This is a genomic window from Bacteroides nordii, assembly GCF_019930665.1.
Lineage (GTDB): Bacteria > Bacteroidota > Bacteroidia > Bacteroidales > Bacteroidaceae > Bacteroides > Bacteroides nordii.
The window spans coordinates 2,036,398-2,061,274 of sequence record NZ_CP082886.1; the positions used below are offsets into that span (position 1 = coordinate 2,036,398).

Here is a 24,877-nt window from a genome sequence, read left to right on the forward strand (position 1 = left end):
TTTGCATACAAGAAAAGGCTTTTTAATTTCAATTTGGTAGAAATAGCCCTCTTGTGAAAAGACTCTAAAAAGCAGTAACCGGATAGAAACAAATTACGTAAAACCTTGTTGTAGTGGGAAATTTTAAAACTATATAGGATTATGAATTACGGTATAAGCGTATTATTCAGGGCTATTCCGTTGGCGATGGCTTTGTTGTGTTTCGGTTACGGGACATTTATCTATGTATTGGGGGACGATCCTAACCGTTTGGTAGCAGGCCCCGTTGTATTTTCATTGGGTATGATTTGCATTGCACTCTTTGCCACGGCTGCTACTATCATACGCCAGATAATTCATACATATGGACGAAATTCTCAATATGCTTTGCCTGTCATCGCCTATTTGGCTGCCGTAATTACAATCATTGGTGGTATTGTTCTCTTTACTTCTTCTGATGACTCCCATTCATTCGTCGCCGGGCATGTAGTGACCGGAGTAGGGTTAATTACAATTTGTGTGGCAACTGCTGCCACCTCTTCTACCCGTTTTTCTTTGATTCCCACCAATGCTAAAGATACAGGACATAATATTCCTCAGAAAGCTTTTACAGCCGGACAAGAACGTATTTTAAAAGGAATAGCTATTATGGCATCTGGTGTTGCCTGGATATGGGCTTTCTTTCTGTTGGGGCAAAGTGAAATACATCCCGCTTACTTCGTGGTTGGACATGTAATGGTGGGGCTTGCTTGTATTTGTACCAGTCTGATTGCTTTGGTAGCAACCATTGCCCGTCAGGTAAGGAATGTATATTCGGCTACAGAGCGTAACCGATGGCCCAAACTGGTACTGTTAATGGGGACTATTTCTTTTGTTTGGGGAGTATTTGTTATTTTTGCTGATTCGAGTACTACAAACGGAGTAATTGGTTATATAATGATTGGATTAGGATTGGTTTGCTACAGCATTTCCAGCAAAGTAATTTTGTTGGCCAAAGTTTGGCGGCATGAGTTTGCTTTATCCAGTCGCATTCCAATTATCCCTGTCCTGACAGCATTATCATGTTTGTTTTTAGCAGCGTTTACCTTTGAATTAGGAACCATTCACGAAGATTATTTCATTCCTGCCCGTGTCTTGACAGGTTTGGGAGCTATTTGTTTTACTCTTTTTTCTATCGTCAGTATTCTGGAAAGTGGTACATCCTCCAAATAACGAAAAACATCATTTGTCTATTAATAATGCCGACAATCGAAGACTTTTCTTTGATTGCCGGCTTTTTATAGTAGTTGGCTATTGAGTTCAAAGCTACATGGATATGAGCAAAACTCACCACAGAGTAGCACAGAGTACTATTTATCTGATGAAACGCAGATTAACACATAAACACAGATTAAAAAATTGTATTTCTTTATCTTAGATTTGTTTCCCTTTGCGAAAATCTACGTTTCAATAAAGATTTAAACTCTGTGGAACTCCGTGTTACTCTGTGGTGAAATACACTCAAAACCGTACAGTGACGAAGATTATGATCCTATCTTTTCGATGGAGGAAGTATCCGTAGATGGCATTGTTACCGTTGTCCGGTGTTGTACTTTGTCTTTCTCAGAAAGGAACGTTCCTTTCCCCGGTGTGCAGTCTTGTTTTAGATGTACATGTAAAGCAGCATGAGATGCACATGTTGTGCTGTCCCACATGCACATGTCGTACTGCTTTACATGTACATCTAAAATAAGACTACACACCGAGGCTTCATACGTTACTCTACGAGATAGCGCTTTATCAATACCAGAGAAAGAGACTGATAGCAATGACAAACGCCATTAAGCTCAAAACAGAATAAAAATGAGCAAAACTCACCGCAGAGTACTATTTATCTGATAAAACGCGGATTAACACAGATAAACACCGATTAAAAGGCTGTATTTCTTTATCTTAGATTTCTTCCCCTTTGCGAAAATCTGCGTTCATCTACGTTTCAATAAAGATTTAAACTCTGTGGAACTCCGTGTTACTCTGTGGTGAAATACACTCAAAACCATACAAAACTAGCCCTTAATTGATTTCAACAACTGATTCGTATTATTTATAAATCCGGAACCGTTTTCTTTTGTATCTCTTTTGATTTACCTATTAAATTTAATCCATAATTGTACTTAATACAAATTAGTTTGTTGCTTTATACGTTTATATGCATAATTTTAATTAGCTTTGTGGCGTTAAACGAAAACCATCATGCACAAGCAATCATTATTAGCAACATTTTACTTTGCCTTGGCAGTATTGTTGCAAGCAACGATAGGTAATTTCCCGCTTTCTTTAGCATTTCCTTTTAATGTGATTTGGATTATGGCGTGGGGGTATTTGTTGCAGCATTTGTACAAAGAAGGCAGTAGGCCAATATTATCCCGTCTTTTTATTAGCATCACACACAAGAATACTTTCTATTTCAATATTAATTGGAGGCAGTCCGATAATAGGTTCATTTCCCCAGCTATCTGATGTAGATGTTGCTTTTATGTCCGGAGATTTATACAATCACAATAACTAACTAAAAAGAATGCACAATGAAAAAGAGCACAAAACTAATTATCGCATTATTGGTAACAGTCGGGTTTCTGGCTGTCACCTATTGCGTAGTAAACAGAGCTCCGTCGCAGGAGCTTACTGCTGATGTACAAATGCAGGAGATTATTACCTCCGGTGGTTGTTTACGCTGTCACTCTTCCAATCCCGACCTTCCTTTTTATGCGAACTGGCCTGTTGCCAATGGTATGATTATGAAAGATGTCACTGCCGGTTATCGCACTTTTGACATGACAGAAATGGCCGAAGCCTTAAAAGCTGGTAAATCTGTTGGTAAAGTAGCTTTAGCAAAGGTAGAGAAGGTAATGATGGATGGCAGAATGCCTTTGCATCAATATTATATGGTGCATTGGGGATCTACTACTACCGATGCGAAAAAAGAGATGGCACTTGCCTGGGTAAAACAACACCGTTTGGCATATTACGCTAATGGACTTGCTGCTGCTGAATTTGCCAATGAACCCATACGTCCCATTGCAGATTCACTGCCGGTAGATATGCACAAAGTTGTTTTAGGAGATATGCTGTATCATGATACCCGTCTTTCGGCAGACAATAGTATCTCCTGCGCTTCTTGTCATGGATTGAACACCGGCGGTGTAGATAACAAACGCTATTCTGAAGGGGTTGGCGGGCAATTTGGAGGTGTAAATGCACCTACTGTTTATAATGCAGCTTATAACTTCGTCCAGTTTTGGGATGGACGTGCTAATACACTGGCTGAACAAGCAGCCGGCCCTCCTTTAAATCCGGTAGAGATGGCTTGTCATTCTTTTGACGAAATTATAGCTAAGTTGCAGCAAGATGTTAACTTCACAAAAGCTTTTACAGAAGTATATCCGGAAGGTTATTCGGAAAAAAGTATAACCAATGCTATCGAAGAGTTTGAGAAGACACTGCTTACTCCCAACTCTCGTTTCGACCGTTATCTGAAGGGTGAGAAGAGTGCAATCAATGATACAGAACTGACTGGATATGAGCTTTTCAAAAAGTATGACTGTACAACATGCCATGTTGGTGAAACGCTTGGCGGACAATCTTATGAGCTAATGGGAGTGAAAAGAGATTATTTCGCTGATCGCGGTTCGGAAATGACTGAAGAGGACAACGGACGTTTCAAACAGACTAAAACAGATCGTGACAAACACCGCTTTAAAGTTCCCGGTTTGAGAAATATTGCCTTAACAGCTCCTTATTTCCACGATGGAAGTATAAAAACAATGAAAGATGCTGTTGATTATATGGCAAAATATCAAGTAGATGCTATCTTATCTAATGAAGAGTTAGGCGAGATTGTAGCCTTTCTGGAAACTCTTACAGGAGAATATAAGGGTAAACCTTTGACTAATGATAATAGTAAGGAACTATAGATTCCGGACTCTTAAAAATAAGTAAGGGGATGTATTGTCAACAATACATCCCCTTACTTATTACTTCTATATGAATGGATTAGTTACGAGGCAAAGCTTCTTTTACTACCATTGCACGACCTTCATATTCAGCACCGTTCAGTTCTGAAATTACATGCTTAGCTTCATCGTCGTTAGGCATTTCTACAAATGCGAATCCTTTAGATTTACGAGTGTCACGGTCGATGATCAGTTTTACTGAATCTACTGTTCCATACTCTTCCATTACCTGTCTCAGATCTGCTTCCTTAACACGATAGCTAAGGTTTCCAATGTACATGTTCATAAAATACAAAAAATAAAAATTGATAAATAAATTTAGAAACAAGAGAGGTTTGAAATTAAATCCGGATTCAACTGATTAGGTAGAAAATAGAGTATAATAAAACGATCCATTGTTTTCAGCGCAAATAACGTCATAATATTTGGAATATCAACTATAAAAGGGCATTTATTTTTTAATAAACACCCTTTTTCATATTTTAGTATCTCTTTTTATTAATGCTTGCTCAGGTAGTCAGCCACTCCGTTTTCGGTTGCACTCATAGCATCCTTGCCTTTAGACCAGTTAGCCGGACAAACTTCACCGTATTCTTCAAAATGCTGCAACGCATCTACCATACGTAATACTTCATCTACATTGCGTCCTAATGGGAGGTCATTGATAACACAATGACGAACAATACCTTCTTTGTCAATTAAAAACAATCCACGGAAAGCTACCGGAGCCCCATCACATACCCAATTGCCATTTTCATCGGGAGCATAACTTCCAGCCAGTACTCCATAGCTCTCAGAGATTGATTTAGAGAAATCGGATACAATAGGATATTTCACCCCCTGAATACCTCCTTCATTCTTCGGCATTTGCAGCCAGGAGTAATGTGAGTATTCGGAGTCCACTGAGCAACCTACCAAGGCAACATTCCGTTTTTCAAATTCGGCAAATTTTTCCTGGAAAGCATGCAGTTCGGTAGGACATACAAATGTAAAATCCATCGGATAGAAGAAAAATACTACATACTTTTTACCCTTATATCGGTCCAGTGAGAAATTCGGAACGATTTCATGCCCATTGATTACTGCCGTGGCATTGAATTTCGGCGCTTGTTTTCCAATTAATGATCTCATAATTATCTTCTGTTTTAGATGTTATTTAATGATTACCGGAAAAACAAAGTACACCGGTCTTTGTTCGTAAAACAAAGATTAACGATACATAATATTTCTCTATTTCGTATGAAAACACATTCGTAAACTATTGAATATCAACGATTATAAAAGTACGTACTTTATACATATAAACTATGCATTTTAAGTATGTGTTAATAACCTAATTAACGCATATTTAAAATGCATAGTCTATATATGAAAGAACCTATATATTAAATTCCTTTTTTTCTATCTTTCCAAAGTTTACTCATATCTTCCAGAGTTTTACCTTTCGTCTCCGGTACCCAGCGTCCTACAAAGATAGCGGCAATTACGCAAATAATTCCGTAAAGGCTGTATGCAAACATCGGACTGAAATCGTAGAGTGCAGGGAAGGTAGAGGATATAATATAGTTGAATATCCATTGGAATGCCACTGCAATGGCAACTGCTTTGCCACGGATCGTATTCGGAAAGATTTCTGAGATTAACACCCAGCAGATAGGTCCCCATGACATCATAAAGAAGGCAGCGTAAACGATAACGGATACTACCGGGAAAATACCTTTAATAGCCATACTATCACACAAAGCCACAGCAAAAGCCCCGAATGCCATACCGATGGAACCAATAATAAGCAGTGGTTTACGGCCAAACTTATCTACAGTAAAGATGGCAACCAATGTGAAGATGATATTTACAATACCCATGATGACCGTTTGCATCATACCCCCACCCTCAGCACCGGCATTTTCAAAAATACGCGGAGCATAGTATAGTACAGCATTAATACCGATAGCCTGTTGGAATACAGAAAGCAGGATACCTATTACGATTACTGCAACACCGTATGTAAATAGTTTTTCTGTCTTCTCCTGGGAAGTGGCTTTGATTTCTGCTAATATTTCTTTTGCTTTCGAAGCACCATTTACTTTCTCCAGAATAGAGTATGCTTTCTGATCCTGATCTATCATCACCAGATAACGCGGAGTTTTGGGAACGAAGAATAGCAGCAGGCCGAACATGGCTGCCGGGAATGCCTCAGAACCAAACATGTAACGCCATCCTTCATATACAGTCCACATATCAGACTCGCTACTGACAGAAAGAACACCTGTCATTCCGTCTTTATTGATGATCGGATTCTGATGATCGCCTATAATAAGATAGTTAACGAAATATACCACCAGCATACCGAAGATAATGGCAAACTGGTTACAGGAAACCAATGTTCCGCGAATATTGGATGGAGCTATTTCGGCAATGTACATCGGACATACGGCAGATGCCAGTCCTACTCCGATACCTCCTAAAATACGGTACAGATTGAATGCGATAAGCAGATTCATATCAGCCTTACCATATTCAAAAAACAAAAATTCGGGATAGTAAGAACCTAATGCAGAGAGGAAGAAAAGTACAGCTGCCAGCCGTAATGAGTTACGACGTCCCAGTCGGGAGGCAAAGACTCCGGATAATGCACCCCCCAGCACACAACCTATCAAAGCACTTGAAGAAGTGATGCCGTGCATAACCTTGTCATACTGAAAATCGGTGGCAGTAAGGAAGAAGGCTTCAAGTCCTTTTTCCGCCCCTGAGATCACTGCGGTGTCATAACCAAACAACAATCCGCCCAGAATGGCTACTGATGTTATGGAATATAGGTAGAGTTTGCTACCTTCATTTGTATTATTCATAATAAATAGTGATAAGTGAGTAGTGATTAGTGATAAGTAAGTAGTGATAAGTAAGTGGTGATAAGTGAGTAGCTGCTATGCGCTACATACCGCATGGCACTAATCACTTATCACTAAAAAACTCATCACTATTAACAATACATCGCTACGATTGCTTCATACAATTCTTGCTTGCCGCTGGTTTGTTTGGGTTCACCGTTTGTTTTAGCATATGAAACCAGATCTTCCAGAGACAGTTTACCATCTTCAAATTCTTTACCCTTACCGGCGTCAAATGAAGCATAACGATCAGCAAGCATCTTCTTGTATGGAGACTCATTCAGCAGATTGGCTGCACTTTCCAAAGCACGGGCCATGGCATCCATACCGGCAATGTGAGCTATAAAGATGTCTTCCAGGTCGGTAGAGTTGCGACGGGTTTTGGCGTCAAAGTTTGTACCCCCATTACCTAATCCGTCATTACGGATAATCTGCATCATAGCCTGTGTCAGTTCATAGTTGTCGATAGGGAACTGGTCTGTATCCCAACCATTCTGATAGTCACCACGGTTGGCGTCAATAGAACCTAACATATCATTGTCAACTGCTACTGCCAGTTCGTGTTCGAAAGTATGACCTGCCAATGTTGCATGGTTTACTTCGATATTTACTTTAAAGTCTTTATCCAACCCATGAGCTTTCAAGAAGCCGATCACAGTTTCGGTATCTACATCGTATTGATGTTTGGTAGGTTCCATTGGTTTGGGTTCAATCAGGAAAGTACCTTTAAAACCACGTGCACGGGCATAGTCACGGGCTATCATCAGCATCTGAGCGAGATGTTCTTTTTCACGTTTCTGATCCGTATTCAACAGTGACATATAGCCTTCGCGTCCACCCCAGAATACATAATTAGAACCACCTAATTCGATCGTTGCATCAATTGCATTCTTAATCTGAACAGCAGCACGAGCCACTACATCAAAATCCGGATTGGTAGCTGCACCATTCATATAACGTGCATGGCCAAATACGTTGGCGGTACCCCACAACAGTTTGATGCCTGTTTCTGCCTGTTTCTGTTTAGCGTAAGCGACAATTTCTTTCAGGTTAGCTTCATATTCTTCAATTGTGTCAGCTTCTGTCACCAAGTCTACATCGTGGAAACAGTAATATTCGATGCCCATTTTTTGCATGAATTCAAAGCCTGCATCCATTTTGTTTTTAGCAGCCTGAACGGGATTATTTTCGCCATTCCATGGAAACTGTTTTGTTCCACCACCAAACTGATCACCACCTTCCGCACAGAGTGTATGCCACCATGCCATGGCAAATTTCAGCCAGTCTTTCATTTTCTTACCATTGATCACCTTTTCAGCATCGTAGTAGCGGAATGCCATTGGGTTCTTACTATCTTTACCTTCAAATTTAATTTTTTCAATTCCGGGGAAATACTCTTTTGTTGCCATAATTTAAATTAATTGATTATGTAACTGATATATACACTGATTATACATCGGCTACAAGGTTTATACTTTGTTTTTTTAGATTATTTATTCATTGATTGTTCCAGACAGAATTTCCATCTTTCATAAGCCTCTGCATACTCTTGTTGTTTGGCAGTATCAGGTTCAATCACTTCCAGTTTATCCAATGTGGCAAATGCTTCATTGTTATCCTTGTAAATACCTGCTCCGATACCGGCTCCTTTGGCTGCCCCTACAGATCCGTCCGTATCATAAAGTTCGATGGTAGCGCCTGTTACACCTGCCAGAGTAGTACGGAAGACGGGGCTTAAAAACATATTGGCCTGTCCTGCATGGATTTTTTGTACCGGGATACCCATTTGTCCCATAATATCAATACCATATTTGAAGGAGAATACTATCCCCTCCTGGGCTGCACGAATGATATGTTGTTTGCCATGTGCATTGAAGTCCAGACCGCGGATGCTGCAACCTATTTCTTTGTTACATAGCATACGTTCGGCACCATTGCCAAAGGGAAGTATACTAAGCCCGGCACTACCAATGGGAGCTGTTGCAGCTAATACATTCATATCATTATATGAAATACCTTCGGGAGCGACATTGCGTTTTACCCACGAATTGAGAATACCGGTTCCGTTGATACAGAGTAATACTCCGAGACGGATCTGGCTGACACTGTGATTAACGTGTGCAAAGGTATTGACACGTGATTGAGGATCATAGTTTACTTCACCATTTACTCCATATACCACGCCGGATGTTCCCGCTGTAGATGCAATTTCACCCGGATTGAATACATTCAGTGAAAGAGCATTGTTGGGTTGGTCACCTGCCCGATAAGTGATAGGTGTACCTTCTTTCAAGCCCAGTTCGTTCGCAGCAGCTGCACTTACACGTCCTTGTTCTGCAAAAGTCGGTTTAACATCAGCAATCAGCGATTCATCAAAACCGTAATATTTCATCAGGAAATCGGCTAACCGGTTGTTTTTGAAGTCCCAGAATATACCTTCGGAGAGCCCTTCTACGGTTGTACAGATGTCTCCGCTCAATTTCATTGCGATGTAATCACCCGGAAGCATTATTTTATAAATCTGCTCATAGACAGCCGGTTCATTTTCTTTGATCCACGCTAGTTTGGATGCTGTAAAGTTGCCCGGAGAGTTTAATAAGTGAGAAAGGCAAAGTTCTTCTCCGAGGGTTTCAAAGGCTTTCTGTCCATAGGGAACAGCACGCGAATCGCACCAGATAATAGCAGGACGAAGTACTTTCTGGTTCTTGTCTACACATACCAGTCCGTGCATTTGGTAAGAGATGCCAATCGCTTTAATATCAGCAGCGTCTATACCCGATTCTGCCAGGATGGCTTGTGTGGAAAGTTTTAAATTCTCCCACCAGTTCTCCGGATCTTGTTCTGCCCATCCGGAATGAACAGCAATAATAGCAGCTTCTGTTTTTGGAAAAAATGCCGAAGCTATGCACTTGCCTGTTTCAGCGTTTACAAGGCTCGCCTTCACTGACGAACTACCTATGTCATAACCTAATAGATACATGATGTTATTTACGATTTATTCCCTACGGTCATGACCATTATCTGATCTTTAACACATAGGAGCGTTAACGATTTACAATTTACGGTTGGAGAATCTTTTTAATTTATAATTTCCTCCTACCGTCTTATTTTGTTGTATACTTTTTTGTCGAATTTGTAGTAGCGGGCTGCACGGTGGGCAACGCCTTGCTGCTTTTCTTCGAGAGGAACGACATATTCCATTAGGGCTATTTTCTTATGGAAATTGCGCACATCTACCGGTTTGTCGTATACTAATTCAAAGAGTATACGTAGTTGAGAAGCTGTGAATTTTCGTGGTAACAGATCGAAAAGCATTGAGGGATTGAATTCTACCACCTGACGGATATAGGTCAACGCTTCATTAATGATAAGATTATGGTCAAAAGCCAATACCTTTATATCTTTTAAAGCTACCCAGCATGCCTGATGTTCATCTAAACTCTTATCCAGTGCCCGGTCTATTTTCACCATTGATAAATAGGCAATGGTCACAATGCGTTCTACCCTCGACTGCATGGCACGTTCCAACCAGTGTACATCTTTAGGATTACTTGTTCTGTTTTTAGAGCCAAATGCTTTGAACTGCATCAGATTTACATTTTTGATACCTGTCAGTTCACATAATACACGTTGTGCAGCTTCGTCCAGATCTTCATCCATATAAATCAGACTTCCGGGGAGTTTCATATCATGGTATATTTCACCGTTCTCCTCTCCCATTCGTTTTACTAACAGTACTTTTAATTGTTCGCCGTCAAAACCAATCACCACACAGTCCACTGAGATGTGATTGTTTGCCAATGGGGCTTGTTGCTGTATATTTTGCATATCACTTGTTTTTTGAACGATGCAAATATAGAGGCTGTTTTTGTTTTTATAAATAGAAAATCGTATGTTCTAAAACATTGTTTCCCAAAGATATACATATCTTCTATTTTACAGTAACTGCAAATTGTCTTATCATACAATTTACAATATGTATTTTGGGCTTTACAGAAGATTAGTAATTGTATAAAGTACATAAACCACAGATGTCTTTATTTTCAGTTAGTTTCGTCGGTTTATTTCTGTATATGGAAAAAGAGACTTATTGTATTTTATACGATATATCAATTTGTATTTATGGAAAGGACATGAAAGGGATATTATTAGATTGTTAAAAAAAGATAAAAAGAGAAGGCCCCCTGTTTTAATTCCCATACGGGAAGTACTCAATATTAAAATACGGGCATTTCAACTCTTGTGACTTGTTCTGCTTCCGGTACATCCGGATTACTATAGTAATATTCTATGGATGAACCGGAAGCTTTATATCCATTCAATTTTATCCATTCCGTCATCTCATTATAAAGAGCAGCCAGTTCATTATATGATCCTCTATGCAGACAGGAGACTATTTTACGCGCAGGTACTATCACTGATTTTATATCTTCTTTACCTTGCAACCTTCCGGATGATTTAAAGCCAATGATCATTCTGATGTCCTGTTCAGTTAGGCTTTCATAGTGGGGATACTCAACAAAAGGAATATCTGTTGTAACTTCATTTTGCTCTTTAAATAGGGAATCTATTTTAATAAAGTTATCTCCGATCGCTTTAGTCATTCCATTCATATCTGTATGTACTTCGACTATCAATACCGGTTGCTCCGGTTGTTGTAACAACATTATTTCTGAAATCCTTGCCATAATAGTGAATCTTTATTTCTTTGTAATTGGTATATATATGTCTGTTATTAGCTCCGTTTTTGTTGTTGCAGAAGAATGATTCGTGTATATTTCGAAGCTTAAAGTATTCTGAGGACGATATCTGCTTGCGGGGAACCACTCTTCATAAATGATTCGGTAGAACTCATATAGCGAAGAATAGTCTCCGGTGTGTCTGAATATTGCATAACGCCCGCCGGGTATTTCCATTATTCCGGAATTTAAATCTGTTTTTTTATCATTACATAAGGTTATACCTAAATAGAAACGACATTTTTCTTCAGGAGTGATGGATGGATCATCCATGCTTATACTTACAAATTTGCGATCCTTTCCGACTATATTGTATCGTTTAGCATGATGTATAAGTTTATCCCAGATTAGCCTGTACCGAAACTTATCTTTGTAAGCTTCGCCCACTTCGATACAGAATATCTTAATGGGGTTGAGAGTCTTTATTTCAGGAAAGAGCACTGTGTTTTGTTCATAACCTGCCGGCTTATACTTTTCCCTGTATTGGGATGCAGATATACCAAAATGTTTTTTGAATGCCTTAGCAATGCTGAATTTGGTCTGATAAGTCGTATGTTCCAGTATTTGATTTATGGTATAGTCTGTTGATATTAACAGATGTGCTATGTGTTCTATACGTAGGCGTTGTATGTAACTTCCGATATTTTCTCCTGTCACTGTCAGAAAAACTCTTCTGAAATGGTATTTGGACAAGCCACTTATCGTACAAAGTGTATCCGCATCCATTCTGTCAAACAGATGATTGTTAATGTGAATGATAACATTCTGAATTGTTTGATGATGAACATTATTTGTTTCCTGCTTTTGCTTCCAGCGGCTCAATGCAGGCAAACGTTTGTTTAAGATTTCCCTTAGTTCTTCCGGAGAATATGCAGTATTTGCATAGCCATTGTACTTATCTGTGTATTTTATCCAGATATCAATCATCTCCTGCATGGATATATCAACGGTATATTTTCCGTCCTTCAGACAATAGTAACAAAACTGATCGCTTCTGGAATTATCAGAATTAGTACCTAACCACTCTTCTACATCAAAGCGGAGTGGCATTCCGCAACTTTGGCAATATCTTTTATTTATAACCATTTATTTTTATCTGTTTGTAGTTGCGCGATTGGGTTTTCGCTTAATCTGCAACAGCCGTTCCATATCACTGAATAAGTTTGTGTTTTTTAATTCAAACATAATCCATTTGCCGTCATGAAAAGTAGTTGCTTCATCATATTTCATTTGTACTTCCCTTGAGAAAAGCGCCCGCTGTGTTTCGAATTTAGCGCGTTCATCTTTACCCAGAATAATCATAAAGCCGAAAGTATATTCCTTAGCATATAGGGCACAAAGGGTTTTGCCTCCTCTACGATATTTGTATTCATACGTCCAGGTTTTACCACCATTGTTCCAAAGCCGTTCCATCTCATATTTTTGTTCGATGAGCTGACACAAAGAGGTCCATACATAATAAAGATCCTCTCCTATTAAGTTTTCTATCTTTTCAGAAGTTGGTATTTGAAAAGGGTGTTTCATGACATTCCATTTACGATTGATTCTAAATAGAGCTTATACAGCAAAAGTAGTACGTTTCTTCCATAATCAGTTGTCCTAAATAGGCATCTTTATATTAAAAATCAAAGAAACGAATTTTAAAAGGAAAATTAAAACAATTTCTGACAGGAGTATGAATTTATACTAACTTTGTTCCCTGAAAATATAAAAAACAAGTATGAAACATTATCCGGTGGTTCTTTCCATTGCTGGTTCCGATTGTTCGGGCGGAGCAGGTATACAGGCAGACATCAAGACCATATCTGCTTTAGGAGGGTATGCTGCATCCGCCATCACAGCTGTAACCGTACAAAATACAGTAGGAGTACGCGCTGTACATGTTGTTCCTGCTGAAATTGTCTGCGGACAGATAGAAGCCGTAATGGAAGATTTGCATCCCGATGCTGTTAAGATAGGGATGGTAAGCGAAGAAGAAACAGTAAGGGCTATAGCTGATTGTTTGCGTAAATTTCGTCCCGAACATGTGGTATATGATCCGGTGATGGTGTCTACCAGTGGGCGAAAGTTAATGAACGATGCTGCTATTGAAATCATAAAGAAAGAACTTTTTCCACTAACGACTCTCCTTACCCCAAATCTGGACGAAGTAGAAGTTTTAACGGGTAAAAAGATTGTTGTATTGGAAGATATGCAACAAGTTGCCCGGGAACTTTCGGCTATTTACCGGACTGCCGTATTAATAAAAGGGGGGCATTGGCCGGGAGATGAGATGCAAGATATCTTGTGTGCCGACGGAAACTTATTCATATATAAGGAGAAGAAGATAGTAAGTAAAAATCTACATGGTACGGGATGTACCCTCTCCTCTTCCATTGCTACATACCTGGCATTAGGGTATACCATGAATGAAGCGGTAGGTAAAGCTAAAAACTACTTGAGTAAAGCTATTGACGCAGGTAAAGAGATAGTTGCAGGAAAAGGGAATGGACCGTTGTGCCATTTTTGGAATCCTGAGAAAGCGCAGATAATTGATGATAAGGCAGATAGAATAGAAGGAAAATAGTATCTTCATTGCACAAAATTGCAGATTCTGTGCTGTTGTATGACAAAAATATATAACTTTGCACCCGCAAATTTAAATTTAGAACGAAAATATGAAAGCATTTGTATTTCCTGGTCAAGGTGCCCAGTTTGTGGGTATGGGTAAAGACTTGTATGACAACTCTGCGTTAGCAAAGGAATTGTTCGAAAAAGCAAATGATATCCTTGGATATCGCATTACAGATATTATGTTCAATGGTACTGACGAAGACCTTCGCCAGACAAAGGTGACTCAGCCTGCTGTTTTCCTTCATTCGGTAATCTCAGCTCTTTGCATGGGTGACGATTTTAAGCCGGAAATGACTGCCGGTCATTCATTGGGTGAATTTTCCGCATTGGTTGCTGCCGGTGCACTTTCATTCGAAGATGGTTTGAAACTGGTTTATGCACGTGCTATGGCTATGCAAAAAGCATGTGAAGCTACTCCTTCTACAATGGCTGCTATCATTGCATTGCCTGATGAAAAAGTAGAAGAAATCTGTGCTACAGTTACAGCTGAAGGCGAAGTTTGTGTTCCAGCTAACTATAACTGCCCAGGCCAGATTGTTATTTCAGGTTCCGTGCCGGGTATCGAGAAAGCCTGCGAACTAATGAAAGCTGCCGGAGCAAAACGTGCTCTTCCTTTAAAGGTAGGTGGTGCTTTCCATTCGCCATTGATGGATCCTGCAAAAATAGAATTGGAAGCTGCTATCAATGCAACAGAAGTTCATACCCCCAAATGCCCGGTTTATCAGAATGTAGATGCATTACCTCATACTGATCCTGCTGAGATCAAAAAGAATCTGGTTGCTCAGCTTACTGCTTCTGTACGTTGGACTCAGACTGTGAAAAATATGGTTGCCAATGGTGCTACCGACTTTACAGAGTGTGGTCCGGGTGCAGTGCTTCAAGGATTGATTAAAAAAATTGATTCTACGGTTTCTGCTCATGGGATAGCATAAGATATTTTCCTTTATACAATAAATGAAAAATGAAGAGGATTTCCGTCACAGGAAATTCTCTTTTTTTAGATATACCCGTTTGAAAACCTTTGTTTGAAATGCAATGCAACTCACTTCAAGTAATGTTATTCATTTGCAAAATCAGTGTTAATTTGCGTTTTATTCAATAAAACTCCGTATGCTTTATAGTGAATATGCTCTACTAATAAATGACAATGAACACTTTTAATTTTTAAATTAAGCAACAAAGTATGATTCTCTGATTTATTGTACTATCTTTGTACTCAGAGTTTGAGTTACGAAGTCGTTATCGCATAGTTCTCCTTTTTATGTATTATTAAGCAGGTCTCTCCTTTAATTATCTCCCTCACTCCAGAATTAGTATTTATTTTAATAAAATTTTAAATGAACATTTACATTTCAGGTTTAAGCTTTAGCGCAAATGATGCTGACTTAAATAATTTGTTTGCAGAGTATGGAGAAGTATCTTCAGCTAAAGTAATCTTAGACAGAGAAACAGGAAAGTCAAGAGGATTTGCTTTTGTAGAAATGACAAACGATACAGAAGGTCAGAAAGCGATTGACGAACTTAACGGAGTAGAATACGATCAAAAAGTGATTGTAGTAAGCATTGCACGTCCACGTACAGAAAAAACATCAAACGGAGGAAGAAACTATAATAACTCCAGAAGATATTAATATCCAGATAATGCAAAAACAGAAGATCTTCTTTTGTTTTTGCATTAAAATTATCTCATTTTTACTTATTCACGGAATATTTATTAATTTTCCGTTCTTCTATATAATATCAGGAATTTCCAATCCTGTACCTTTTCATTGGGTCGATACATGCGTCAACTCTTTAGCATAAAGTATATTCAAGGTTGTTTATCCGGCTTATAGTATAGTACAAAATAAATTTATGGAATCATTTTTTATAGGAAATATTGAAATCAAAATACCTATTGTACAAGGTGGAATGGGTGTTGGAATCTCACTGTCCGGTTTAGCATCAGCAGTGGCAAATGAAGGAGGATTGGGTGTAATTTCGTGTGCCGGTTTAGGATTGCTATATCCTAAAAGAAAAGGAACTTATACTGAAAAATGTATTAGTGGATTGGAAGAGGAAATCAGAAAAGCACGTAAAAAGACGAACGGAATTATTGGAGTGAACGTTATGGTGGCACTTTCCAATTATGCTGACATGATTCGTACGGCAATCAATGAAAAAATTGATGTAATATTTTCGGGTGCAGGACTTCCTCTTGACTTACCTGCCTACTTAACACCGGATAATTCTACTAAACTGGTACCTATCGTATCTTCTTCAAGAGCTGCAAAAATTATTTGTGATAAATGGCTGGCCAATTATAACTATCTGCCCGATGCGATTGTGGTGGAAGGTCCCAAAGCCGGCGGGCATTTAGGATTTAAGAAGGAACAACTACAGGATCAAAGTTATGCTTTAGAATCATTGATTCCGGCAGTGGTAGCGATAGCCAATAGTTACAGTGAAAAGAAGAATATTCCGGTAATTGCTGCCGGTGGAATCTCTACAGGTGAAGATATTGCCCGCTTTATGGAATTGGGAGCTTCGGCTGTACAGATGGGAAGTATTTTTGTGACAACGCAGGAATGTGATGCTTCCCAAACTTTCAAAGAAGTGTACATTCATTCCAAACCAGAAGATGTACTTATCATTGAAAGCCCTGTCGGGATGCCGGGACGAGCCATCAATGGAGAGTTCATCCATAATGTAGAAAGCGGTATGGAAAAACCTAAAAAATGCTCATTCCATTGTATTAAGACATGTGATTATCAAAAAAGTCCATATTGCATTATTAAAGCACTTTATAATGCTGCAAAAGGTAATATGAGAAGAGGATATGCATTTGCCGGCAGTAATGCTTTTCTGGCAGAAAAAATAAGTAGTGTGAAAGAGGTAATGAATAAACTGGAAAGCGAATTCTTCTTAGCAACTCATAAGCTGGTATAATCAGAAAGCTGCAAACGTTGAGATATTTAAGTATTAATCAAAATATAATTTAGATGGCAAAATCCGTAACAGTTGACAAACGTGAGAACGAAAAGAAAAGACTCGCTCGCCGAGCGGAAAAACAAAAAAGAAAAGAAGAAAAAAAACTATCACCCAAAGCGAATAGCCTGGATGATATGATTGCCTATGTTGATGAAAATGGTATGATAACCTCTACACCACCAACAGAGAATATCAAAAAAGAAGAAATAAAGCAGGAGGAAATAGTTATATCTACTCCTAAAAAAGAAAAAGAAGTTCCAACCGTGATGAAAGGACGGGTAGAATTCTTCAACACTTCCAAAGGCTTTGGCTTTATCAAAGACCTTTCGGGAACCGAAAAATACTTCTTTCATGTGAACAATGTAATGGCTGATATTTCAGAGAATGACATTGTGACATTCGACCTCGAACGAGGGATAAAAGGTATGAATGCTGTGAATATTTGCTTCGAGAATGAACAAAAAACAGGAAATTGATAGTATGTCAGACTCTGATTAAAAGTAGATGGAACAAGAATCATTTCTAAAAAATATAAAAACTAAAATAATACAATTTGAATTATGAAAAAAGGTAATATGATACGATCTGAAATGAATTCGTCCAATCAGTTGACAGAGAATGTACTTAAAGAGTATAAAAAGAGCGTAGGTGATGTAGTGCTTGTGGCAATCAGCCCACGAACATCCATTGAACTTCCTGCACACTTATCCCAGGCAGAAAGAGATCTTCGTATAGAGATTTATAAAAAGCTGCATAGTTCAAAAGTATAAAATATTAGTGTAATAAAAGTTTTAAGTAATCAAACTTTTACTTTCGGCGGCTGTTATTTATATTGATAATTAATTTATATAATCATAAATAAATAAACGATATGGGTAGGCGCAGCCAGTTGGAGCATCAGGTATCTGTTGCTCAGGAAAGGATTAAAAAGGCTCCTAAAGATACTCCCAAAGATATTATAAAGCTGTGGGAACAGGAGTTAGTCGATTTGGAAATTGAATTAAATAACCTGGTTGATGGTGAAGAAGATAACAATGACTGATCGGGATGTAAAATAAAGGGTTCGTCTGACAAATGCGTAATGGTCAAAAAAGCAATTACAGCATTTATTTAAGAAGAGTATGTGAGACAGGATATGAATGTTTGTCCTAGTGTAATCGGTTGATTTATAGCGACTATTGACCTTGTGTTTAAAGGAGGACAAGGGTGTACACTTATATAAGTATTAATTGTACACTTTTATCATGCAAGAATGTACGTTCTTGATAAACTAAAATGTACACTCTTGTAAAGTAAATCAGAAATGTTAAAAAAAACGCATTAACAATATTAATGAATTATATATTTGTCGGATGAATCCAATAAAAAAATAGAGTTTTTAGCTGCTATATTTAAAGAGGCTTTTCGGGGTACAGAAAGTAATACCCGAAAAGCTTCTTTTTTGTTTATAATCGTCATACAAATGTGTGGTTTTATTGACATACATCAAAAACCAGAGCTTTGAAATCTATTTTTTGCTTTAGATCAATTCAATCGTAACATTTCTGCATTACATTTGCAGTGTTTTCAAGGTATAATATTAAATGTTTAAATTATGAAATGGGTAAAAAGATTGTTAGATAGAATCGGAAATGCCGATTCTATGATTTGGGGGTATGTGATGCTCCATGAGTAAAAAAGTTGTTATCAGAATTTTATTGAAAGAAACGTTTGAAAAAGGAGCCCGGTAGTTGCCGGACTCCTTTTTGATTGTATAGAGATCAGATCTGTATCTTAGTTCTGTTTCTTTTTGAACAGTAAATCCGTAAAGAAATACCCTGCTTCTACTGCAACAATTCCAATTACTGCCCCTCCCACTACATCGCTTAACCAATGCCTGTTATTAAGCTGGCGGGTAATACCTGTAACTACGGCCGGTAAATAGGCCACTACACTTACCAGGATACTTTTCCTGCCATATTCCTTGTACAACAAACATGCTGATGTAAAAGCGGTTGCCGTGTGCCCCGAAGGAAAAGATAGCAAATCAGATCCGTCCGGTCTTAATACTCCAGCCAATGACTTGATTGAAGAAACAGTAATTACCATCAATGCAAATGAAAAAACAGTAGCAACCAACATTTGTGTCCAGTTACTTCGACTCTTTATTCCTGCTATTTTTAATCCGAACATAATTGTTAGCGGAAGATATGGCAGAAAATCATCATAACGGTAGGCAAAAGAAGGAATATGTGTATTACGAAGATTATATATGTACTGATTCGCGCTTTCTAAGACCCCATATCTTAAAGCACACAATGTCAATATACAAATTAATATCCAAAGAAATAGTTTACGGAAATTCGTCATACCCTCATCTGATTTTGTTGTAAATAATGCTCAAAGGTATTAAAAGATATCGGATATAAAGTCGATTGTTATTAAACAAAAACATATTTCTATATGATTTTAAGATTGACAAATGACCGGAATTGTATCACTCTACATCATTTTGCAATACAAATAAGAAGGAATTAGTTTCAGAAGCAATGCTATGTATCTCCAGCGTTTGGATATATAGTATATTTTCTTTTTCCGTGTAATAGCTTTGTATATCTGGCGTACTGCTTTATCAAGAGGTGTCACCCAAAATAAGCCTTCACCTTTTGCCATAGCTGTATCAACGAAACCGGGGCGTATATCTGTGAGATATAGAGGATAAGGTAATTTTGCAGCTTTCTGCCTTAGCCCTTCGGTGTAGTTCATTTGAAATGCTTTGGTTGCATTATATGCCGGGGCAACACCACTTCCGCGAATACCGCCAATGGAAGATATAGCAACAAGTTGTCCTGACTGCTGGTGTTGAAAGAATAGGAAAGCCCAATCCGCAATATTAGTAAATCCAATTACATTTGTCAGAAGAGTAGGTTTCTCCAGCCGATAGTCCAATTCTGGATTTACTTCCCCCACACCGGAACAAATCACCAGAATATCCATACCTCCCATTTCATTAGTGAGTGTATTGAGTTGATAAAGTGTATCATTGTCATTGGTAATGTCACATACTCTGTAATGGCAATCTTCACTTTGTGAACAGATCTCCTGTAACATTAATTCCCGGCGACCAACAATGCCGACAATACACCCTTCATTTATATAAGTCTCTGCCAATCCACGTCCAATGCCGGATGTAGCACCTATGATAATAACCTTTTTCATTTTCATTTTTTATCGTCCGGTACAAAAGTATCCCATCAGAATAAAAAAAGTCTTGATTGAAATCAAGATTTCAGAGTCTGTTCAAATTTTCTTCTCGTATGCTCTATTAAAACCAACTATTTATAAAAAAAGATATCTCTGACTTTATTTTCTGTTTTCATGACAATTAATAATTGTCTCCGTTTTTATGTTTATGCAAATTGTTATATCTTATGGATGGTTAGTTTTTTCCTCTACGAGAATCGACCCGTTCCTCGTAGAGTTTCGACCCGATCTCCGTAGAGAAACGAGGTGATTCTCGTAGAGGAAAAAAATAGACTATATAACACGTTGATTATCAATATTCTTATAACATGTTGAAATGTTGTGCATTTTCAATGTTCAAATCATCCTTTATCTGTCTATTTAGTATTTATGTGCATCTGAAATTATAACACATCTTGGATTCCTTTATATAGTCCCTGTTAATAAGGTTATTGCTTGTGAATCGGACAATGATAGAGAAAACTGATTAAAGTTTAGACAGGCTCTTACTTTTGTACTAATTTTCTTCGGAGTCTGCTTAGTGTTTCAGGACAGATCATAAGATAAGATGCTAGTTCTTTGAGGGAGATAAGATTGAGTAACGCAGGACAACGGTCAAGGATTTCTATATAACGTTCTTCGGGTGTCATGCTATACATAGCAATCATACGGTCGTATACTTCCCACAGTAATGTTTCTGCAATACTTCTGCTCAACCGTTGATTTTCAATGTTCTGTTCGTAGAATTGAGTGATCTGCTTGTTTGAAACAACGTATACGGAGCAATCACATAGTGCCTGTATCTCAACATTTGAATGGTCTTCAAGACGACAAGCCGGATAATTGCCAACAAAGGAATTTTCGAATGTGTATCCTACTACTTTGCTTTCCCCCGAACTATTGATACAACAATAACGAAAAGAACCGGAAACAACATACCCCATTTTATAGCAAACTTCACCTTGACGGTTGAAGTATTCTCTTTTTTTATAATGCATCAGTTCTCCGTTCTGAAGTGCGAATTCTATTATTGCAGAATAATCAATTTTGGATGTATATTTATTGAAATCACTCACTGTTACTTTATTTATTTTACTGTACAAAGTTACAGAATATATTGAAAAGTAACAGGAGTGTATTCTATTAATCCGTCACATTCCTTTTTTAATCCCCAGTTTCAGGAGCAGAGCATTCATAGGGAAAGCACAAATAAAACCGAAGAGCATAGCAATTTGCATCATGAACCAAAATTGCCATGAATCTTTTGCTAACGGGAAATTTACAAATAGTATGAAATAAACAATGGCCATCCAACCATACATGCCTACCTGCCAGGAGGTCAATGAGAGGAAATCTGCTTTAAAAGCACGGGTTATACCTTTTGATACCGAGATTTTTTCCATCTCCCGAATGGCATAGAATTGAAAATAAACTCCTATTATCAAAGCCAGAATGAAATCAAGTATCCAATTCCCTAAAATCATGCTACCACCAATGCTTATAGGAATATAATGTGTAATCCACTCTCCGATAATATCTGCTAATGTACATCCTGCCCCACAGTGTAAAGTGGAAAGAGCCACGGACTGCCATTGTGGATGAGCATTGCTCATATCCATTTCCATATTCATGTCCATTTTCATGCTTTCGCCGGTCATTTCCTGTTCAGGCATTACCATTTTAGAGGTTTTACTTTGCCCAAATTTATTGTAAGCCCATAGTGCAAGATAACTTCCCCATAATGCAGTTAATATCCACACTACATTCATTATTTTCATAGATTGTTTATGGCTGGTAAGATCATATGCGATATGAACGGCAATACCAATTCCGGAACATACAAAAAATACAGCAATCAGATTGAACATACTTTTATAGTTTTAAAATAATTGTAAGTACAACAGTCGCTTTTTTAAATGGTTCACTCTACCGGTAGTAAATAAACAGAGGGTCCCGGTATTTGCAGAAATATCGGGACCCTTTGTTTCTAAAATTTGGTAATGTGTTATCCGCAGTGGAAAAACTCTTCCACTAATTCCATCATCTCTATGGGTTTATCCTTTATATCACTACGCAATGTGCTGTCATTGTATGCACGCAGCTTAGTGATAATACCGTCAATCATAGCCGGACTGAATACATTGTACTTTTCAAAGAAAGCACGTTGTTTCTCGAGACAATCTGCAGATGCTGCACAACTATCCGGAAGTTGTTCCAGCGTTTTCAGCTTATCTGCATTCTCTTGTTTATGGATATTCACATTGACATAGGTCTTTTCGGCTATATCCAGCGCATTTTCCATTTCAAAACCATAACGGCAGGCTACTGCAAGTCCGGCTATCAATTGATAGATATCTGCCGAACCATCCGGAGAACGCATTTCTACAGTTTGCTTCTGAGTAGTGTCATAATTGGCTGGTTTCTCCAATGGATTGGCCAACATACACATATCAGTTTTAGCCGACCAGCCTAATGGTACACGTACTAATACCGAACGGTTACGATCTCCCCAACAAATATTGGTAGGTGCCTCCTGATGCGGTACCAGACGGAAGTAAGAAGTTGGATTCGTATTTCCAAAAGCAGTGATAGAAGGTGCAAGTACCATCATACCGGCAATTGCTTTACGGGCGGTTTCGGACAGTATACCCTCTTTTAGCATCTGGTTTTGTCCGTCTTTCATGATACGCATGTGGATATGCAGGCCTGATCCTGCTTTTCCAACAGTAATTTTGGGAGCGAATGTAATGTTGTATCCATAAGAAAAAGCCAGGTTACGAATTACCCATTTGGCGATCATCAACTGATCTGCTGCATCTTCTGCACGTACCGGAAGGAATTCTATCTCATTTTGTTCATATATCATGCCATCCAGTGCAAAGTTGCCAACTTCCGAATGGCCATATTTAATTTGTCCTCCCGTTTGTGCAATATATGCCATGCACTCTGTACGGAAATCATTAAACTTGGCATAAGGAGCTGACTCATGATAGCCACACTGATCTGTTGCCGGAAACATATCTTCATCTTCTGAAATCACATAGTACTCCAACTCTCCCATTGCCTGAAATTCCATACCGGTTACATCCTTAAAAGCCTTACAAGCTTTATGTAATGTATATTCGGGAGAACTCTCTAAAGGTTCACCATCTTTATTAAAGAAAGAACAAAGCATGGAAACTGTTGGCAATTCTGCAAAAGGATCAACAAAAGCTGTACGGAACCGGGGAATTACATATAAATCACTACTACCTGCTTCTATAAATGGGAACAGACTGGAGCCATCCACACGTTCGCCACATGTCAGGATTGCATCTAAATAGGCAGCATTGTTGATGACAAAATTCAAAGTCTTCAATCGTCCGTCTGCTGCAGGATACATGAAATTGATCATCCGGATGTCATTCTTCTGAATATAAGTGATGATGTCAGCTTTCGTAAATTCGGAAGCTGGTTTTTGAAGGAAGGCCACCAGCGAATGGGGGCTCATTGATAGTTCTTGGTTCATAATACGTCGGTTGTTTTTTATTGTTACATGGTTAACAGTTATATTTTGAACCAAAGATAACAAAAAGTTAGTTAGTCAAGTTATATATGTTGATAATAAAACACCTTTACTTAACAAATGTTAGCGATTCGGCTATTATCTTCTTTTTCCAGCTATTTAACGCTTGTTCATTGATAAATACCATTCTTTATCTTAAATTTGCGAATATTGCCCTTCTACTTAGTACGAACTTTTAAAAAAAATCAGAAAATGGAAATAAAGACATTTGTAGCAAACTATCGGGAAGCTTTTGGAGAGACGGCAGAATTACCAATTGTATTTTGGTACTCTGATACTCCTGAAAGCCAGACAGAAAAGATCAATGGTTGTTTTTTTAAGAACATGAAAAAGGTAAGAGACGGACATATTATCAGCTTAAATGCAGATGTCATCGGATGTGGTGGTGGAAAGTTTTATACCGGTTTTACCGATATGCCGGAACATGTGCCGACTTTTGTTTCCCTGAAAGAGAAGTACAAACAGACACCGGAAATGGTAACAGAGTTTATTGAACGTCTGGGAGTGCCAAGGGCTACAAAGAACTATCTCCACTTTGCGCCTATAGATAAGGTAGATACTTTTGATCTAATTGAAGGAATCTTATTTCTCGCAACACCCGACATGCTTTCCGGACTTACAACATGGGCTTGTTTCGATAATAACTCAGAGGATGCGGTGACATCACAGTTTGGCTCCGGTTGTAGCACTGTAGTGACTCAAACAATTCTTGAAAACCGGAAAGGTGGAAGAAGAACTTTTGTGGGCTTTTTTGATCCGTCCGTGCGCCCTTACTTTGAACCGGATGTATTAAGTTATACAATTCCTATGTCCCGTTTTAGGGAAATGTATCAAACCATGCGTAGTAGTTGCCTGTTCGACACTCATGCCTGGGGAAAAATCAGAGAGCGCATGCAACCTCAATAAAAA

Annotated in this window: 24 protein-coding genes; 10 read left to right on the top strand and 14 right to left on the bottom strand. The window is 38.4% G+C overall.

Features of this window, described 5'->3' with window-relative positions; genetic code table 11:
* Positions 1-141: 141 nt before the first annotated feature.
* On the top strand, positions 142-1,191 hold the full coding sequence (locus K8P02_RS07940; protein ID WP_007485590.1) for a DUF2776 domain-containing protein: 1,050 nt from the start codon (positions 142-144) through the stop codon (positions 1,189-1,191).
* Between the two features lie 1,352 nt (positions 1,192-2,543).
* Entirely contained in the window at positions 2,544-3,932 is a 1,389-nt protein-coding gene (locus tag K8P02_RS07945) for a cytochrome c peroxidase (RefSeq protein WP_025866384.1), read from the top strand.
* Between the two features lie 79 nt (positions 3,933-4,011).
* On the opposite strand, the gene K8P02_RS07950 is transcribed toward K8P02_RS07945, so the two are convergent.
* From K8P02_RS07950 to K8P02_RS07990, 9 genes are all read right to left on the bottom strand, one after another.
* Positions 4,012-4,257 carry an RNA recognition motif domain-containing protein gene (locus K8P02_RS07950; protein ID WP_002560282.1) on the bottom strand — a complete coding sequence of 82 codons (246 nt, stop codon included), beginning with the start codon at positions 4,255-4,257 and terminating at the stop codon, positions 4,012-4,014.
* A 212-nt stretch (positions 4,258-4,469) separates the two neighbouring features.
* Entirely contained in the window at positions 4,470-5,102 is a 633-nt protein-coding gene (locus tag K8P02_RS07955) for a peroxiredoxin (RefSeq protein WP_002560283.1), read from the bottom strand.
* Positions 5,103-5,356: 254 nt separating this feature from the next.
* A complete protein-coding gene (gene xylE / locus K8P02_RS07960) occupies positions 5,357-6,820 on the bottom strand; it encodes a D-xylose transporter XylE (RefSeq protein WP_007485587.1) in 1,464 nt (487 codons plus the stop codon).
* Positions 6,821-6,951: 131 nt separating this feature from the next.
* Positions 6,952-8,268: a xylose isomerase gene (gene xylA / locus K8P02_RS07965; protein ID WP_195350252.1), complete on the bottom strand. Its 1,317-nt coding sequence runs from the start codon at positions 8,266-8,268 to the stop codon at positions 6,952-6,954.
* A gap of 80 nt (positions 8,269-8,348) precedes the next feature.
* Entirely contained in the window at positions 8,349-9,839 is a 1,491-nt protein-coding gene (locus K8P02_RS07970) for a xylulokinase (protein ID WP_007485586.1), read from the bottom strand.
* A 116-nt stretch (positions 9,840-9,955) separates the two neighbouring features.
* Complete coding sequence (locus K8P02_RS07975) at positions 9,956-10,687, bottom strand: NUDIX hydrolase (RefSeq protein WP_002560287.1); 732 nt, start codon at positions 10,685-10,687, stop codon at positions 9,956-9,958.
* 389 nt (positions 10,688-11,076) lie between these two features.
* Entirely contained in the window at positions 11,077-11,547 is a 471-nt protein-coding gene (locus K8P02_RS07980; protein WP_007485585.1) for a GyrI-like domain-containing protein, read from the bottom strand.
* 12 nt (positions 11,548-11,559) lie between these two features.
* Positions 11,560-12,684: a GyrI-like domain-containing protein gene (locus tag K8P02_RS07985; RefSeq protein ID WP_007485584.1), complete on the bottom strand. Its 1,125-nt coding sequence runs from the start codon at positions 12,682-12,684 to the stop codon at positions 11,560-11,562.
* A gap of 6 nt (positions 12,685-12,690) precedes the next feature.
* A complete protein-coding gene (locus K8P02_RS07990) occupies positions 12,691-13,122 on the bottom strand; it encodes a DUF3788 domain-containing protein (RefSeq protein WP_007485583.1) in 432 nt (143 codons plus the stop codon).
* A gap of 196 nt (positions 13,123-13,318) precedes the next feature.
* Here K8P02_RS07990 and thiD point away from each other — a divergent pair, with 196 nt between their 5' ends.
* The 7 genes from thiD (at position 13,319) to K8P02_RS08025 (ending at position 18,223) form a co-directional block, all read left to right on the top strand.
* The gene (gene thiD / locus K8P02_RS07995; RefSeq protein WP_025866385.1) at positions 13,319-14,164 is read left to right on the top strand and encodes a bifunctional hydroxymethylpyrimidine kinase/phosphomethylpyrimidine kinase; all 846 of its coding nucleotides are present in this window, start codon (positions 13,319-13,321) and stop codon (positions 14,162-14,164) included.
* A 91-nt stretch (positions 14,165-14,255) separates the two neighbouring features.
* A complete protein-coding gene (gene fabD / locus K8P02_RS08000; protein WP_002560292.1) occupies positions 14,256-15,143 on the top strand; it encodes an ACP S-malonyltransferase in 888 nt (295 codons plus the stop codon).
* Positions 15,144-15,548: 405 nt separating this feature from the next.
* On the top strand, positions 15,549-15,842 hold the full coding sequence (locus K8P02_RS08005) for an RNA recognition motif domain-containing protein (RefSeq protein ID WP_025866386.1): 294 nt from the start codon (positions 15,549-15,551) through the stop codon (positions 15,840-15,842).
* Positions 15,843-16,065: 223 nt separating this feature from the next.
* Positions 16,066-17,139 (top strand): NAD(P)H-dependent flavin oxidoreductase, encoded by a 1,074-nt coding sequence (locus K8P02_RS08010; protein ID WP_002560294.1) that lies wholly within the window; start codon positions 16,066-16,068, stop codon positions 17,137-17,139.
* A gap of 53 nt (positions 17,140-17,192) precedes the next feature.
* Positions 17,193-17,657: a cold-shock protein gene (locus K8P02_RS08015; protein ID WP_002560295.1), complete on the top strand. Its 465-nt coding sequence runs from the start codon at positions 17,193-17,195 to the stop codon at positions 17,655-17,657.
* 84 nt (positions 17,658-17,741) lie between these two features.
* Positions 17,742-17,951 (top strand): hypothetical protein, encoded by a 210-nt coding sequence (locus tag K8P02_RS08020; protein WP_025866387.1) that lies wholly within the window; start codon positions 17,742-17,744, stop codon positions 17,949-17,951.
* Between the two features lie 101 nt (positions 17,952-18,052).
* Positions 18,053-18,223 carry a hypothetical protein gene (locus K8P02_RS08025; RefSeq protein ID WP_007485580.1) on the top strand — a complete coding sequence of 57 codons (171 nt, stop codon included), beginning with the start codon at positions 18,053-18,055 and terminating at the stop codon, positions 18,221-18,223.
* A gap of 731 nt (positions 18,224-18,954) precedes the next feature.
* On the opposite strand, the gene K8P02_RS08030 is transcribed toward K8P02_RS08025, so the two are convergent.
* The 5 genes from K8P02_RS08030 to K8P02_RS08050 form a co-directional block, all read right to left on the bottom strand.
* The gene (locus K8P02_RS08030) at positions 18,955-19,530 is read right to left on the bottom strand and encodes a phosphatase PAP2 family protein (protein WP_025866388.1); all 576 of its coding nucleotides are present in this window, start codon (positions 19,528-19,530) and stop codon (positions 18,955-18,957) included.
* Positions 19,531-19,662: 132 nt separating this feature from the next.
* On the bottom strand, positions 19,663-20,379 hold the full coding sequence (locus K8P02_RS08035; protein ID WP_025866389.1) for an SDR family NAD(P)-dependent oxidoreductase: 717 nt from the start codon (positions 20,377-20,379) through the stop codon (positions 19,663-19,665).
* Between the two features lie 530 nt (positions 20,380-20,909).
* Complete coding sequence (locus K8P02_RS08040) at positions 20,910-21,479, bottom strand: Crp/Fnr family transcriptional regulator (protein WP_007485576.1); 570 nt, start codon at positions 21,477-21,479, stop codon at positions 20,910-20,912.
* A 75-nt stretch (positions 21,480-21,554) separates the two neighbouring features.
* On the bottom strand, positions 21,555-22,271 hold the full coding sequence (locus K8P02_RS08045) for a DUF4396 domain-containing protein (RefSeq protein WP_002560302.1): 717 nt from the start codon (positions 22,269-22,271) through the stop codon (positions 21,555-21,557).
* A gap of 137 nt (positions 22,272-22,408) precedes the next feature.
* Positions 22,409-23,911: a glutamine synthetase family protein gene (locus K8P02_RS08050; RefSeq protein WP_025866391.1), complete on the bottom strand. Its 1,503-nt coding sequence runs from the start codon at positions 23,909-23,911 to the stop codon at positions 22,409-22,411.
* A gap of 249 nt (positions 23,912-24,160) precedes the next feature.
* Between K8P02_RS08050 and K8P02_RS08055 the strand changes: the two genes are divergently transcribed.
* On the top strand, positions 24,161-24,874 hold the full coding sequence (locus tag K8P02_RS08055) for a DUF169 domain-containing protein (RefSeq protein ID WP_002560304.1): 714 nt from the start codon (positions 24,161-24,163) through the stop codon (positions 24,872-24,874).
* Positions 24,875-24,877: the final 3 nt, after the last annotated feature.

What these genes read in the sequence shown, in the direction of transcription:
- K8P02_RS07940 (WP_007485590.1), top strand. Translation starts at nt 142, where the DNA reads ATGAATTACGGTATAAGCGTATTATTCAGGGCTATTCCGTTGGCGATG.
- K8P02_RS07945 (WP_025866384.1), top strand. Translation starts at nt 2,544, where the DNA reads ATGAAAAAGAGCACAAAACTAATTATCGCATTATTGGTAACAGTCGGG.
- K8P02_RS07950 (WP_002560282.1), bottom strand. Translation starts at nt 4,257, where the DNA reads ATGAACATGTACATTGGAAACCTTAGCTATCGTGTTAAGGAAGCAGAT.
- K8P02_RS07955 (WP_002560283.1), bottom strand. Translation starts at nt 5,102, where the DNA reads ATGAGATCATTAATTGGAAAACAAGCGCCGAAATTCAATGCCACGGCA.
- xylE (WP_007485587.1), bottom strand. Translation starts at nt 6,820, where the DNA reads ATGAATAATACAAATGAAGGTAGCAAACTCTACCTATATTCCATAACA.
- xylA (WP_195350252.1), bottom strand. Translation starts at nt 8,268, where the DNA reads ATGGCAACAAAAGAGTATTTCCCCGGAATTGAAAAAATTAAATTTGAA.
- K8P02_RS07970 (WP_007485586.1), bottom strand. Translation starts at nt 9,839, where the DNA reads ATGTATCTATTAGGTTATGACATAGGTAGTTCGTCAGTGAAGGCGAGC.
- K8P02_RS07975 (WP_002560287.1), bottom strand. Translation starts at nt 10,687, where the DNA reads ATGCAAAATATACAGCAACAAGCCCCATTGGCAAACAATCACATCTCA.
- K8P02_RS07980 (WP_007485585.1), bottom strand. Translation starts at nt 11,547, where the DNA reads ATGGCAAGGATTTCAGAAATAATGTTGTTACAACAACCGGAGCAACCG.
- K8P02_RS07985 (WP_007485584.1), bottom strand. Translation starts at nt 12,684, where the DNA reads ATGGTTATAAATAAAAGATATTGCCAAAGTTGCGGAATGCCACTCCGC.
- K8P02_RS07990 (WP_007485583.1), bottom strand. Translation starts at nt 13,122, where the DNA reads ATGAAACACCCTTTTCAAATACCAACTTCTGAAAAGATAGAAAACTTA.
- thiD (WP_025866385.1), top strand. Translation starts at nt 13,319, where the DNA reads ATGAAACATTATCCGGTGGTTCTTTCCATTGCTGGTTCCGATTGTTCG.
- fabD (WP_002560292.1), top strand. Translation starts at nt 14,256, where the DNA reads ATGAAAGCATTTGTATTTCCTGGTCAAGGTGCCCAGTTTGTGGGTATG.
- K8P02_RS08005 (WP_025866386.1), top strand. Translation starts at nt 15,549, where the DNA reads ATGAACATTTACATTTCAGGTTTAAGCTTTAGCGCAAATGATGCTGAC.
- K8P02_RS08010 (WP_002560294.1), top strand. Translation starts at nt 16,066, where the DNA reads ATGGAATCATTTTTTATAGGAAATATTGAAATCAAAATACCTATTGTA.
- K8P02_RS08015 (WP_002560295.1), top strand. Translation starts at nt 17,193, where the DNA reads ATGGCAAAATCCGTAACAGTTGACAAACGTGAGAACGAAAAGAAAAGA.
- K8P02_RS08020 (WP_025866387.1), top strand. Translation starts at nt 17,742, where the DNA reads ATGAAAAAAGGTAATATGATACGATCTGAAATGAATTCGTCCAATCAG.
- K8P02_RS08025 (WP_007485580.1), top strand. Translation starts at nt 18,053, where the DNA reads ATGGGTAGGCGCAGCCAGTTGGAGCATCAGGTATCTGTTGCTCAGGAA.
- K8P02_RS08030 (WP_025866388.1), bottom strand. Translation starts at nt 19,530, where the DNA reads ATGACGAATTTCCGTAAACTATTTCTTTGGATATTAATTTGTATATTG.
- K8P02_RS08035 (WP_025866389.1), bottom strand. Translation starts at nt 20,379, where the DNA reads ATGAAAAAGGTTATTATCATAGGTGCTACATCCGGCATTGGACGTGGA.
- K8P02_RS08045 (WP_002560302.1), bottom strand. Translation starts at nt 22,271, where the DNA reads ATGTTCAATCTGATTGCTGTATTTTTTGTATGTTCCGGAATTGGTATT.
- K8P02_RS08050 (WP_025866391.1), bottom strand. Translation starts at nt 23,911, where the DNA reads ATGAACCAAGAACTATCAATGAGCCCCCATTCGCTGGTGGCCTTCCTT.
- K8P02_RS08055 (WP_002560304.1), top strand. Translation starts at nt 24,161, where the DNA reads ATGGAAATAAAGACATTTGTAGCAAACTATCGGGAAGCTTTTGGAGAG.